11 protein-coding genes, 2 rRNA genes and 1 riboswitch (1 of these 14 running past the window's edge) are annotated in these 13,141 nt (G+C 45.4%); all 13 genes read left to right on the top strand.

Annotated features, from left to right (window positions below):
• A 23S ribosomal RNA gene (locus MKZ11_RS07335) occupies positions 1-1,475 on the top strand; it begins 1,458 nt to the left of the window's first position.
• A gap of 80 nt (positions 1,476-1,555) precedes the next feature.
• A 5S ribosomal RNA gene (gene rrf / locus MKZ11_RS07340) occupies positions 1,556-1,671 on the top strand.
• A 792-nt stretch (positions 1,672-2,463) separates the two neighbouring features.
• Positions 2,464-3,015, top strand: a complete 552-nt coding sequence (locus MKZ11_RS07345) for a DUF2179 domain-containing protein (RefSeq protein ID WP_340793416.1) — start codon at positions 2,464-2,466, stop codon at positions 3,013-3,015.
• Positions 3,012-3,203: an NETI motif-containing protein gene (locus MKZ11_RS07350; protein ID WP_340793419.1), complete on the top strand. Its 192-nt coding sequence runs from the start codon at positions 3,012-3,014 to the stop codon at positions 3,201-3,203. Before MKZ11_RS07345 ends, MKZ11_RS07350 begins: the two co-directional genes overlap by 4 nt.
• 86 nt (positions 3,204-3,289) lie before the next feature.
• A riboswitch (purine riboswitch) is annotated at positions 3,290-3,389 on the top strand.
• Between the two features lie 294 nt (positions 3,390-3,683).
• Positions 3,684-4,172 carry a 5-(carboxyamino)imidazole ribonucleotide mutase gene (purE, locus tag MKZ11_RS07355; RefSeq protein WP_340793420.1) on the top strand — a complete coding sequence of 163 codons (489 nt, stop codon included), beginning with the start codon at positions 3,684-3,686 and terminating at the stop codon, positions 4,170-4,172.
• Complete coding sequence (purK, locus tag MKZ11_RS07360; protein ID WP_340793422.1) at positions 4,169-5,287, top strand: 5-(carboxyamino)imidazole ribonucleotide synthase; 1,119 nt, start codon at positions 4,169-4,171, stop codon at positions 5,285-5,287. Before purE ends, purK begins: the two co-directional genes overlap by 4 nt.
• Positions 5,288-5,366: 79 nt before the next feature.
• Positions 5,367-5,621, top strand: coding sequence for a phosphoribosylformylglycinamidine synthase subunit PurS (gene purS / locus MKZ11_RS07365; RefSeq protein WP_340793424.1), 255 nt, complete (start codon positions 5,367-5,369; stop codon positions 5,619-5,621).
• Entirely contained in the window at positions 5,618-6,304 is a 687-nt protein-coding gene (gene purQ, locus MKZ11_RS07370) for a phosphoribosylformylglycinamidine synthase subunit PurQ (RefSeq protein ID WP_340793426.1), read from the top strand. Before purS ends, purQ begins: the two co-directional genes overlap by 4 nt.
• Positions 6,288-8,516, top strand: coding sequence for a phosphoribosylformylglycinamidine synthase subunit PurL (gene purL / locus MKZ11_RS07375; protein ID WP_340793428.1), 2,229 nt, complete (start codon positions 6,288-6,290; stop codon positions 8,514-8,516). Before purQ ends, purL begins: the two co-directional genes overlap by 17 nt.
• Positions 8,492-9,913, top strand: a complete 1,422-nt coding sequence (purF, locus tag MKZ11_RS07380) for an amidophosphoribosyltransferase (RefSeq protein ID WP_340793430.1) — start codon at positions 8,492-8,494, stop codon at positions 9,911-9,913. Before purL ends, purF begins: the two co-directional genes overlap by 25 nt.
• A gap of 15 nt (positions 9,914-9,928) precedes the next feature.
• Positions 9,929-10,987 (top strand): phosphoribosylformylglycinamidine cyclo-ligase, encoded by a 1,059-nt coding sequence (gene purM / locus MKZ11_RS07385; protein ID WP_340793431.1) that lies wholly within the window; start codon positions 9,929-9,931, stop codon positions 10,985-10,987.
• Positions 10,984-11,556, top strand: coding sequence for a phosphoribosylglycinamide formyltransferase (gene purN, locus MKZ11_RS07390; protein ID WP_340793433.1), 573 nt, complete (start codon positions 10,984-10,986; stop codon positions 11,554-11,556). The genes purM and purN overlap by 4 nt, the downstream gene beginning before the upstream one ends.
• 40 nt (positions 11,557-11,596) lie before the next feature.
• Positions 11,597-13,132 (top strand): bifunctional phosphoribosylaminoimidazolecarboxamide formyltransferase/IMP cyclohydrolase, encoded by a 1,536-nt coding sequence (gene purH, locus MKZ11_RS07395; RefSeq protein WP_340793435.1) that lies wholly within the window; start codon positions 11,597-11,599, stop codon positions 13,130-13,132.
• Positions 13,133-13,141 lie beyond the last annotated feature (9 nt).

Here is a 13,141-nt window from a genome sequence, read left to right on the forward strand (position 1 = left end):
CGTTTGAGTAATGGGGGGACGCAGTAGGATAGGGTGAGCGCGCTGTTGGTTATGCGCGTCTAAGCAGTGAGGTGTGGAATGAGGCAAATCCCGTTCCTATAACATTGAGCTGTGATGGCAAGGGGAGTATTCCCCGGAGTCCCTGATTTCACGCTGCCAAGAAAAGCCTCTAGCGAGGCGGGAGGTGCCTGTACCGCAAACCGACACAGGTAGGCGAGGAGAGAATCCTAAGGTGATCGAGAGAACTCTCGTTAAGGAACTCGGCAAAATGACCCCGTAACTTCGGGAGAAGGGGTGCTCTGGTAGGGTGTTAAAGCCCGAGAGAGCCGCAGTGAATAGGCCCAGGCGACTGTTTAGCAAAAACACAGGTCTCTGCAAAACCGCAAGGTGAAGTATAGGGGCTGACGCCTGCCCGGTGCTGGAAGGTTAAGAGGAGAGGTCAGCGCAAGCGAAGCTTCGAATTGAAGCCCCAGTAAACGGCGGCCGTAACTATAACGGTCCTAAGGTAGCGAAATTCCTTGTCGGGTAAGTTCCGACCCGCACGAAAGGCGTAACGATCTGGGCACTGTCTCAACGAGAGACTCGGTGAAATTATAATACCTGTGAAGATGCAGGTTACCCGCGACAGGACGGAAAGACCCCGTGGAGCTTTACTGTAACCTGATATTGAATTCCGGTGCAGCCTGTACAGGATAGGTAGGAGCCTTGGATTCCGGAGCGCTAGCTTCGGATGAGGCGTTGGTGGGATACTACCCTGGCTGTATTGGACTTCTAACCCATGCCCCTTATCGGGGCAGGAGACAGTGTCAGGCGGGCAGTTTGACTGGGGCGGTCGCCTCCTAAAGAGTAACGGAGGCGCCCAAAGGTTCCCTCAGAATGGTTGGACATCATTCGCAGAGTGCAAAGGCATAAGGGAGCTTGACTGCGAGACCTACAAGTCGAGCAGGGTCGAAAGACGGGCTTAGTGATCCGGTGGTTCCGCATGGAAGGGCCATCGCTCAACGGATAAAAGCTACCCCGGGGATAACAGGCTTATCTCCCCCAAGAGTCCACATCGACGGGGAGGTTTGGCACCTCGATGTCGGCTCATCGCATCCTGGGGCTGTAGTCGGTCCCAAGGGTTGGGCTGTTCGCCCATTAAAGCGGTACGCGAGCTGGGTTCAGAACGTCGTGAGACAGTTCGGTCCCTATCCGTCGCGGGCGCAGGAAATTTGAGAGGAGCTGTCCTTAGTACGAGAGGACCGGGATGGACATACCTCTGGTGTACCAGTTGTCTTGCCAAAGGCATCGCTGGGTAGCTATGTATGGACGGGATAAATGCTGAAAGCATCTAAGCATGAAGCCCCCCTCGAGATGAGATTTCCCATTACGCAAGTAAGTAAGATCCCTCAAAGAAGATGAGGTTGATAGGTCTGGGGTGGAAGCACGGCGACGTGTGGAGCTGACGGATACTAATCGATCGAGGACTTAACCAATTTTGAAAAGGGCTTGATTACCCTGATTCGTGTAGCACAATGTCTGTTTCATTCAGTTTTGAGCGAACAAGCTCAAAGAGTCTGGTGACGAAGGCGAAGAGGTCACACCCGTTCCCATACCGAACACGGAAGTTAAGCTCTTCAGCGCCGATGGTAGTTGGGGGTTTCCCCCTGTGAGAGTAGGACGTCGCCAGGCGCAAGGTCATTGCCAATAGGTAATGGCTTTTTTTGTGTTTATTTTTAATATATAGTGGTAGCCGAAGCTGCTTAGTTTATGGCTTCGGCTACCCCTGCTAAGGCGCCTTCGCTCAGCTTATACACTGGATTCAAGTGTTCAACATATAGAATTAGAGGCAAGAAAGACATACTCCAGGTTGCAAATTTCATCACAGCTAATGAAATGATCTTTCTCAAATAGACCATCCAGCGCAGACGCGACTTCGTGGTAGCCGGAGCGATAAGACTGAAAGCGCCCTCCTTTCCGGCTTATCGCGGGAGGCATCCACAAAGCGTCGAAGCGGTATTAGCAGGATGACTAATTCATTCCATATGTCTTGGGACATTCGTTGATCACAGTCGATCGATTTATGGCACGCCAGGTTGCAGGTCTCATCACTGATAACGAAATGAGCTTTCTCAAATACGCTATCCAGCAAAGGCGCGACTTCGTGGTAGCCGGAGCGATAAGACTAAGGAGGGATGCAGTTCAATCCCTCCCAAGTGCTCTCCTTTCCGGCTTATCGCGGGAGGCATCCACAAAGCGTCGAAGTGGTATTAGCAGGAATTCTGATTCTATCTATTGTAAGGCAGCGCCTATGCCGTATTCATTTGTTCAACATATGTAGGAGGATTATAAAGGAGGATTATAAAGATGGTATTTGAATATGGAAGCCGTGATTAAGGTTCCACAATTCCGCTTCATATTCACTATTTATTCATCTATTCTTAATAGCTTGAAATCATCTCCTATCAACGATACGATGAGGTTATGCATGAGAAGGGAATGGTTATTTTGCAAATGGTGCTCATTATATTCGCGATTAATATCGTGTATGTTACGTTTTTCACAGTGCGCATGATTCTAACGTTAAAAGGCTATAGATACATCGCTGCAGGACTTAGTATAGTGGAAATTGTTATCTATGTTATCGGCCTTGGTTTAGTGCTGGATAACCTGAATGAAATACAGAACTTGATAGCCTATGCGGTCGGTTACGGTTGCGGAGTAATTATCGGTTCGAAGATCGAAGAAAAAATGGCACTTGGTTATATCACTGTAAATGTGATTACAGCAGAAAAGAATTTGAAGCTACCGGGCATACTCAGAGAAAAAGGGTACGGTGTGACGGATTGGTCGGCAAATGGACTTGATGGCGATCGGTCTGCTATGCAGATTCTGACACCTCGTAAATATGAACTGAAACTTTACGTTACTATTAAAGAAATAGATCCCAAAGCATTTATCATTGCATATGAGGCGAAAACGATCCATGGCGGTTTCTGGGTTAAGAGCATCAAGAAAGGAAAGTTGTTCAAGTGAGTAAAAAGAAGACTGTGTGGTTTGATGTAGAGACGGAAGAAACTATTGAAGATTGTTTGAAGAGGTTGACTGCAGCAGGTTATACGGTTGCGGGACGAAAGGAAGAACCTTTGTTTTCTGAAGTGGATGGCGAGTATATTCCGGTACGGCAAGTTATCAAGTTTAAAGGCATACTCAAAGAAGACTAAACCGCCATTAATCCGAACGATATATGATAGATGTATTTTATTGTTCGTCTTTTGGGTTGACGGATGCTCTTGGTCTTGTTAAAATATAGAGAGTAAATAGGAATCCCCATATATGCTGTGGAATTGGCCGCAGTGTTTCTACCAGGACACCTTAATGTCCGGACTATGCGGGAAAGCGACTTTCAGGAATGGTAGCGAAAGGTGTGTGAGTACCAATGGGTGCAATCATCTTCACGCATATTTCAATGTCCTCGAATGATCTGCTTTTCATGCATTTGAAAAGTGGTTTATTCGAGGATTTTTTAGTTTAGAAAATGTTGGCTAGGCTTCAGGCGCCAGACATTCGGGTCAAAAGTCAGCCTGGCCAGGAAGGATCGAAATGTATCCTTTCCAGGCAACGAACGCTGCTTCATTGGTTCGACTTATGCGCGTTCATTTGTAAAGGCGTCTTACGTTTTTCTTAGAAGGAGCGGATTAAATTTGGAACCTAAAATCGGCGTTATTATGGGGAGTAAAAGTGATTGGGAAACAATGAAGTATACTTGTGACATTTTAGACGAGCTAGCAGTCCCTTATGAGAAGAAAGTTGTCTCGGCGCATCGCACGCCTGACTTCATGTTTGAATATGCGGAACGAGCACAAGAAAAAGGTCTAGAAGTTATCATTGCGGGAGCTGGAGGAGCGGCGCATCTACCGGGGATGGTTGCAGCAAAAACATTGCTACCGGTTATCGGCATACCTGTGCAATCGAAAGCGTTGAATGGGATGGATTCATTATTATCGATCGTCCAGATGCCAGGTGGTGTTCCGGTTGCGACCATGGCGATTGGAAAAGCAGGTGCTATGAATGCAGGTCTACTTGCAGCACAGATGCTTGGCGTCCATGATAAATCTTTAATGAAGCGTATTGAAGAGCGCCGCGATAATACACGTGATGCGGCACTGGAAAGTAGCGGTGATTTACTATGAAAACAATTTTACCTGGACAGACGATAGGAATCATTGGTGGTGGACAGCTTGGTCGTATGATGGGGCTTGCAGCGAAAGAAGCAGGATTCAAAATTGCTGTGCTAGATCCAGTTATGGATTCACCATGTGGTCAAATTGCTGATATCCGGATTGTTGCACAATACAACGACGAAGCCGCGCTTGAGGAACTTGGTGAAGTGAGTGATGTCATCACATATGAATTTGAAAACATTGATTATGAAGGACTGAAACGTCTGACTCATATCGCACATGTACCACAGGGCGCTGAACTTGTTCGAATCACCCAAAACCGTATCAATGAAAAAGCGGAAATTACTGCATCGGGTGCACCTGTTGCGAACTACGTGGCGGCACAGACATTTGAAGAACTTACATCAAAAATTGCAGAAGTCGGTTTCCCTTGTATCGTCAAGACTGCATTCGGCGGTTATGACGGTAAAGGGCAAGTGAAAATTGATGATGAAAAGGATCTTCATGAAGCTGAATCACTCTTTGCTCATTCAGCATGTATTGCAGAAGCATTTGTTCCGTTCACGAAAGAGGTTTCGGTCATCATTCAACGAAACGCTGAAGGACAGTCTTACTGTCTGCCAATTGCGGAAAATATTCATAAAAATCACATACTGCATGAATCGATTGTACCTGCAAGGGTTCACGAAAGTGTATTGAGACAAGCTGAGGAAGCAGCGATGAAAATTGCAGATCATCTCGATCTTGTGGGGACATTGGCAGTAGAAATGTTTGTTTTGGAAAGTAATGAAATCATCATTAACGAATTAGCACCTAGACCACATAACTCTGGACATTACTCAATTGAGGCATGTAATATCTCACAGTTTCATCAACACGTCCGTGCTATTTGTGGTTGGCCACTGCGAAAGCCGATCCTATGGGTACCGTCAATTATGGTAAACGTGCTTGGTGAACATATTGCGCCACTTTCGAAAGCTGTAAAGGATCATCCTGATTGGTCTATCCACCTATATGGCAAAGCAGAAGCAAAAGAAAAGCGTAAAATGGGACATATAACGATTATGACTGACAATAGTGAAAAAACATTGAAAGAAATTGAAGCAACAGGCATTTGGTCTTAATTCGAGAATATGAATTACCGGCAGCTTTTCAACATTTGTACCAATAACCTAATCTAATTTCATTTGGGAGGAAAAAGACATGACGAAAGTAAACGTATACGTAACACTCCGTGAAAGTGTTGTTGATCCACAAGGGGTAGCAGCGAAAGAAGCACTTCAAACGATGGGTTATAAAGAAGTCGAAAACGTACGCATTGGGAAATTGATTGAGCTAGAATTGGACGGATCAGTTACAGATATCGATGCACGTGTCAAAGAAATGTGTGAAAAGCTTTTGGTCAATAAAGTTATTGAGAACTACCGATATGAAATCGGGGAGGTTGCGGGCAAATGAAGTTCGCTATTCTTGTTTTCCCGGGATCGGGTTGCGACATCGACATGCATCATGCGGTAAATACCGTTCTGGGCAATAAAGCGGAATACATCTGGCATACAGAAGCGAATCTTGACGGGTATGACGCAGTACTCATTCCAAGTGGAGCATCATACGGCGATTATCTGCGTCCTGGTGCACTAGCGCTAAGCTCGCAAGCAATCGAGAGTTTGAAAGCATTTGCTGCAACAGGGAAACCTGTTCTTGGTGTGGGTAACGGGTTCCAAATTCTTGCTGAAGCAGGCCTTTTACCAGGCGCTTTCTTGCGCAATAAAGGACTGAAGTTCAGGTCTGGCAAAACGAAATTGACTGTCTTGAATACAGATTCTACATTTACAGCAGATTACGATAATGGGCAAGAAATCACAATTCCGTTTGCTCATGAATTCGGCAACTATTATGTTGATGAAGAGACAGTGGCAGAATTGAAAAGTACTAACCGTATCGTATTTACATATGCGGACGGTAATGCAGATGGCAGCACAGCGGACATCGCGGGCGTTTTAAACGAAACAGGCAATGTGCTCGGCATGATGCCCCTTCCTGAACGTGCAGTTGAGGAAATCATCGGAGGAACAGATGGATTGCCTCTATTCAATTCAATCTTGAAAAGGTGGAGTGAAAATAATGTCAGCCAAGCATGAACCGAACGCACAACAAATTAAAGATGAACAATTATACCGCCAAATGGGAATGACAGACGAGGAATTCGAACGTGCAACAGAGATGTTAGGACGCCTTCCAAATTATACGGAAACAGGTTTATTCTCTGCATTGTGGTCTGAACATTGTTCATATAAGAGCTCGAAACCGGTACTGCGCAAATTCCCAACTGATGGGCCACGCGTTCTTCAAGGACCAGGAGAAGGAGCTGGGATTGTCGACATTGGCGACAATCAAGCTGCTGTTTTCAAAATGGAATCTCATAACTCACCTTCTGCGATTGAACCGTTCATCGGTGCAGCAACAGGTGCGGGTGGGGTTCTACGTGACGTATTTTCAATGGGTGCCCGCCCAGTAGCACTCGTTAACTCTCTTCGTTTCGGCGATCTTTCAGATGCGCGTGACCGGTATTTATTCGAAGAAGCGGTTGCAGGGATTGCGAGTTACGGAAATGCGATTGGTATTCCTACTATTGCTGGCGAAGTCCAGTTCGATAATTGTTATTCTAAACGTCCACTCGTAAATGCGATGGCTGTTGGTTTGTTAAATCATGAAGACATTCAAAAAGGGATCGCTTCAGGTATCGGAAATAGTGTGATGTATGCCGGTGCTACAACAGGACGTGACGGGATTCATGGCGCGACGATGTCTTCATCCGAAGTATCGGTTGATAAAGAAGGGGAACTTCCGGTTATGCAAGCTGGTGACCCGTTCCTAGAAAAGCTTGTGATGGAAGCATGCCTTGAGCTTGTAAAATCAGACGCGTTAATAGGGATTCAAGATATGGGTGCAGCAGGACTCACTTCTTCTGCGGCTGAAATGGCGTCAAAAGCAGGTTATGGCGTTGAGCTAAATCTTGACCTAGTACCACAGCGTGAAGAAGGAATGACAGCATATGAAATGATGTTGTCAGAATCTCAAGAACGTATGCTAATCGTCGTGAAAAAAGGCCGTGAACAGGAAGTAACGGATTTATTTGCGAAATATAATATCGAAGCGGTAACGATTGGTAAAGTAACGGACGATAAAATGCTGCGCCTTCTTCATAAAGGTGAAGTTGTCGCGGAAGTATCAGCTGATGCACTTGCTGAAGACGCACCGGTTTACCATAAAAAATCCGAGGAACCTGCTTATTTCAGAGAATTCCAAGCGATGGAAATGACAGAACCTGTCGTGACTGATTTGAATGAAACACTTAAAGAATTACTACAACGTCCAACGATTGCATCGAAAGAATGGGTCTATAACCAGTTCGATACACAAGCTAGGTCAAATACTGTCGTTGCACCAGGTTCATCTGCAGGTGTCATTCGTGTCAGTGGAACGAATAAAGGACTTGCGATGACATCCGATTGTAACTCGCGTTTTGTCTATCTTGACCCAGAAACAGGTGGGAAAATTGCAGTTGCTGAAGCAGCGCGTAATCTCATTTGTTCAGGCGCGGAGCCAATTGCAATTACAGACTGCTTAAACTTTGGTAGTGCGGACAAGCCGGAAGTATTTTGGCAGCTTGAGAAATCAGCTGATGGAATTTCTGATGCATGCCGCAAGTTGAATGCTCCTGTAATAAGCGGGAACGTTTCCTTATCTAATGAAGTGAATGGTGTTCCAATCTATCCAACGCCAACGATTGGTATGGTCGGCCTTGTTCATGATTTATCACAAGTAACGACTACTGAATTCAAAAATGCAGGCGATGTCATTTATGTCATCGGCGAAGCATCACTTGATTTCGGCGGCAGTGAATTGCAACAAATGACAGAAGGGAAAATTTTCGGCCAAGCTCCGGCAATTGACCTTGAAGTTGAAGCAGCACGCCAGAATGAACTTTTGACAGCAATCCAAGCAGGACTTGTTCAATCTGCAACTGATTTATCAGAAGGCGGATTTGCAGTAGCACTTTGTGAAAAAGCATTTGGTACGGAAGGTCTTGGAGCAGGCGTTACAGTTTCAGGCTCTGCAGTAACAGCATTATTCAGTGAAACGCAATCACGTTTCCTTGTGACTGTAAAAGAAGAAAAAGCGGCAGATTTCGAAAAAGCTGTGGCAGATGCGATTAAAATTGGTGTAGTTACGGATAGTAACCGTATCGTTATTAACGGTGAAAATGGCACGTTAATCGACGGGACGGTGGATGAACTCCGTTCTGCTTGGAAAGGGGCTATCCAATGCTTGCTGAACTCAGAGGCTTAAACGAAGAGTGCGGTGTGTTTGGCATTTGGGGTCATGAAGACGCGGCGCAGATCAGTTATTATGGTCTGCACGCGTTACAACACCGGGGACAAGAAGGAGCCGGTATCGTTACGAAGGAAGGCAAAAAGTTTCATGTGATTAAAGGCGAAGGTCTTGTCAATGAAGTGTTTTCTGGTAATGAGATCAATGATTTAAAAGGAAATTCAGCAATTGGGCAAGTGCGTTATTCTACAGAGAACGGTCGCGGAATCGAAAATGTTCAGCCGCTCGTTTTCCGTTCAACAACTGGAAGTCTTTCGGTCGCTCACAATGGCAACATTGTGAATGCGGTCGAACTACGCGAGCATCTTGAACGTCAAGGTAGTATTTTTCAAACGAATTCTGATACAGAAGTGCTAGCGCATTTAATTAAGAAAAGTAGCGGTTCTTTAACACAGCGTGATCGTGTAAAAAAAGCATTGTCGATGTTAAAAGGTGCTTTTGCGTTTGTCATCTTGACGGATGATGGATTAATGGTTGCGCAGGATCCGAATGGTTTGCGTCCATTATCCCTTGGGAAACTGGGAGATGCTTGGGTCGTAGCATCTGAGACATGTGCGTTCGATCTTATTGGCGCAGAATGGGTTCGTTCGGTAGATCCGGGAGAACTCATCATTATTAATGATAAAGGTCTTCAGTCGGACCGTTTTGCGAAAGCTGCGGACTCGGCTATGTGCTCGATGGAATATGTCTATTTCGCACGCCCTGATTCGGATATTGATGGTATTAATATTCATTCAGCACGGAAGCGTTGCGGCAAACGACTTGCACGTGAAGTACATATCGAAGCAGACGTCGTCACAGGTGTACCGGATTCAAGTATTTCAGCGGCTATTGGGTTTTCTGAGGAAAGTGGAATTCCATATGAGTTAGGGCTGATCAAAAGTCGTTATGTCGGGCGAACGTTCATTCAACCAACACAGGAGATGCGTGAAAGAGGCGTGAAGATGAAACTTTCTCCAGTGCGTCAAGTTGTGAACGGTAAAAGAGTCGTCATGGTGGATGATTCGATTGTTCGCGGCACCACGTCTAAAAGGATTGTCAATCTGTTGAAAGAAGCCGGTGCGACAGAAGTTCACGTTGTGATTGCGTCTCCACCGCTTGTCAGTCCGTGTTTTTATGGTGTAGATATCAGTACGGATTCAGAATTGATAGCAACAAATAGGACGGTTGATGAAATCCGAGAGCTTATCGGTGCAGATTCACTGACATTCCTGTCTGCTGAGGGAATGGTCGAAGCCATTGGACGTCCCGATAAAACGAAGAATTGTGGACAATGCCTTGCATGCTTTACAGGAGAATATCCTACAGAAATCTATTCAGATACAGTGTTGCCACATAAGAAAGAAATTGTTTGATAGGGGGACTTTTACATGTCGAAGGCTTATGAAAACGCAGGTGTAAATATCGAAGCTGGTTACGAGTCAGTTGAACGGATGAAGTCACATGTTGCGCGAACTGCGCGTAAAGGTGTTACAGGAACGTTCGGCGGTTTTGGTGGCATGTTCGATCTATCCGCACTTAACTACAAAGAACCGGTTCTGATTTCCGGTACAGACGGTGTTGGTACAAAGTTGAAACTGGCGTTCATGGCAGATAAGCATGACACGATTGGTGTTGACTGTGTCGCTATGTGTGTTAACGATATTGTCGCGCAGGGCGCAGAACCTCTTTACTTCCTTGATTACATCGCGCTTGGAAAAGCAGTACCTGAAAAAGTAGAAGCGATTGTAAAAGGAATTGCGGATGGTTGTGTTCAATCCGGTGCAGCATTAATTGGTGGAGAAACGGCTGAAATGCCAGGACTTTACGAAGTCGATGAGTATGACCTTGCAGGATTTGCAGTTGGAGCATGTGAAAAGAGTAAAATTGTTACGGGTGAAAAAGTTGTTGCTGGAGACGTTCTTGTCGGTATCGCTTCAAGCGGTATTCATTCGAACGGTTATTCACTAGTCCGTAAAATTGTAATTGAAGATCAAGGCTGTGAAATTGACGGTTTAATTGCCGGATACGAAGAGCTTGGAACGGTTGGAGACGCACTTCTTACACCAACGAAAATTTACGCGAAACCTGTTCTTCAAATGCATAACGAACTCGATGTCCATTCAATGGGCCATATTACGGGCGGCGGCTTCTACGAAAACTTACCACGTATGTTGGTAGATGGATTCGGAGCAGAAATTGACCTTGGTTCATGGCCAGTACTTCCAGTATTCAAAATGCTGAAAGAAAAAGGCGAACTGTTGGATAAAGATCTATACAGCGTATTCAATATGGGGATCGGTTTTGTTGTCGCACTTCCTGAAGAACAAGCGAATGCTGCCCTTAAAATTGCAGCTGAGCACGGGGAAGAAGCATTCATTATCGGACGTGTGATTGAAGGCGAAGGCGTCACATTTACAGGTACACATGACGGAAGTCTTGTCGAATGAATCGAAAAGTAAAGATTGCCGTTTTCGCATCCGGAAGCGGCAGTAATTTTGCAGCAATTGAAGAAGCATGCAGCACAGGTGAGTTGAACGCTGAAATCGTCCTCATGGTGACGAACAAGCCGGAAGCCTTTGTTGTAGAACGTGCTGAAAAAAGTAGCATTCCAGTTGCGGCATTTCGACCGAAAGATTTTGAAACGAAAGATGCTTACGAAGAAGCGATTCTTCACGCACTTCGAGAGTCTGGGGCGGAATGGCTAGTTCTTGCAGGTTATATGCGTCTCGTCGGGCCTATCCTATTGTCAGCCTTTCCATCTCGCATCGTCAATATTCACCCCTCCTTACTGCCTTCGTTTCCTGGGAAAGACGCAATCGGACAAGCGGTTGCACATGGCGTGAAAGTGACGGGTGTCACAGTTCATCTTGTGGATGAAGGAATGGATACAGGGCAAATTTTAGCGCAACATGCTGTTCGAGTTGTCGATGGGAATCCAGATAAAACGGCTGAAGCGATTCACGCTGTTGAACACGGTTTATATAAAGATACGTTAAACAAAATTTTTAGCCAGTAATGATCAAGGGCTTATTCAGACTAATTGGAGGGTTTTATTCGTGAAAAAACGTGCATTGCTTAGCGTGTCAGACAAAAACGGTATTTTGGAATTTGCAAAGGAATTGGAAAGTCTCGGCTATGAACTGTTATCAACAGGCGGTACGATGAAACATCTTGCAGACAATGGCGTCGCAGTAACAGCAGTCGATGCAGTAACCGGATTCCCTGAAATTATGGAAGGCCGCGTTAAAACGCTCAACCCAATGATTCACGGAGGACTTCTTGCGAAACAAGACAATCCCTCTCATATCTTACAAATGGAAGAGCATGGCATCCAGCCGATTGACGTCGTTTGTGTGAATTTGTATCCGTTTAAAGAAACGATTTCAAAACCGGATGTAACCAATGATGACGCGATTGAAAATATCGATATTGGTGGACCAGCGATGCTTCGTGCTTCTGCGAAAAACCATGCATACGTCACTGTTATTGTAGATGCAACAGATTACGATCAAGTACTTACCGAGATCAAAGCGGACGGCAAAACGACACTTGAAACGCGCAGACGTTTGGCAGCAAAAGTATTCCGTCATACAGCGGCATACGATGCACTTATTGCCGGTTTCTTGACTGACCTTACAGGAGAAGAATTTCCAGAGCAGGTTACGTATACATATGAACTAAAACAACCGCTTCGTTATGGAGAAAATCCACACCAAAAAGCAGCTTTCTATAGCCGGCCACTTGGGTCGGATTTCTCAATTGCGTACGCGAAACAATTACACGGCAAAGAACTTTCGTATAACAATATCCAAGACGCGAATGCGGCTATCCAAATCATTAAAGAATTTGATAAAGCAGCTGCAGTAGCGGTAAAACATATGAATCCATGTGGCGTTGGAACAGGCGAAACAATTTTCGAAGCGTTCAATAAAGCATACGAAGCAGATTCGACGTCAATCTTCGGCGGTATAATCGCATTGAATCGTGAAGTAGATGCGGCAACTGCTGAAAAGCTATCAGGTATCTTCCTAGAAATCATCATTGCACCAGCTTTCACGGAAGAAGCGGTTGAAATCTTGACGAAGAAGAAAAACATTCGTTTGATGACAATTTCGTTTAATCAACACAAAAAAGACAAATGGAATACAGTTTCTGTTGAAGGTGGATTGCTTATGCAAGAGCCGGATGCATACGGATTCGCGGATGCAGACATTCGTGTCGCGACAGACCGCCAGCCAACTGAAGCTGAATGGGAAGCGATGAAACTTGGTTGGGCTGTTGTAAAACACGTGAAGTCCAATGCAATTGTCGTGACTGATGACAATATGACACTCGGCGTTGGTGCGGGGCAGATGAACCGTGTTGGAGCAGCTAATATTGCGCTAACGCAAGCAGGCGAACGCGCTAAGGGTGCAGCGCTTGCATCTGATGCATTCTTCCCAATGGATGATACAGTCGAAGCTGCAGCGAAAGCGGGCATTACGGCAATTATTCAACCAGGCGGATCAGTGAAAGATGAAGATTCGATTAAGAAAGCTAATGAATACGGTATTACGATGGTGTTTACTGGCGTACGTCATTTCAAACATTAAGGAGTAGAT

The sequence above is a fragment of the Sporosarcina sp. FSL K6-1508 genome (genome assembly GCF_038007465.1).
Classification (GTDB): domain Bacteria; phylum Bacillota; class Bacilli; order Bacillales_A; family Planococcaceae; genus Sporosarcina; species Sporosarcina psychrophila_B.

Excerpts from the sequence above, each read along its gene's own strand:
- MKZ11_RS07345 (WP_340793416.1), top strand. The coding sequence starts at position 2,464 with ATGCATGAGAAGGGAATGGTTATTTTGCAAATGGTGCTCATTATATTC.
- purK (WP_340793422.1), top strand. The coding sequence starts at position 4,169 with ATGAAAACAATTTTACCTGGACAGACGATAGGAATCATTGGTGGTGGA.
- purS (WP_340793424.1), top strand. The coding sequence starts at position 5,367 with ATGACGAAAGTAAACGTATACGTAACACTCCGTGAAAGTGTTGTTGAT.
- purQ (WP_340793426.1), top strand. The coding sequence starts at position 5,618 with ATGAAGTTCGCTATTCTTGTTTTCCCGGGATCGGGTTGCGACATCGAC.
- purL (WP_340793428.1), top strand. The coding sequence starts at position 6,288 with ATGTCAGCCAAGCATGAACCGAACGCACAACAAATTAAAGATGAACAA.
- purF (WP_340793430.1), top strand. The coding sequence starts at position 8,492 with ATGCTTGCTGAACTCAGAGGCTTAAACGAAGAGTGCGGTGTGTTTGGC.
- purM (WP_340793431.1), top strand. The coding sequence starts at position 9,929 with ATGTCGAAGGCTTATGAAAACGCAGGTGTAAATATCGAAGCTGGTTAC.
- purN (WP_340793433.1), top strand. The coding sequence starts at position 10,984 with ATGAATCGAAAAGTAAAGATTGCCGTTTTCGCATCCGGAAGCGGCAGT.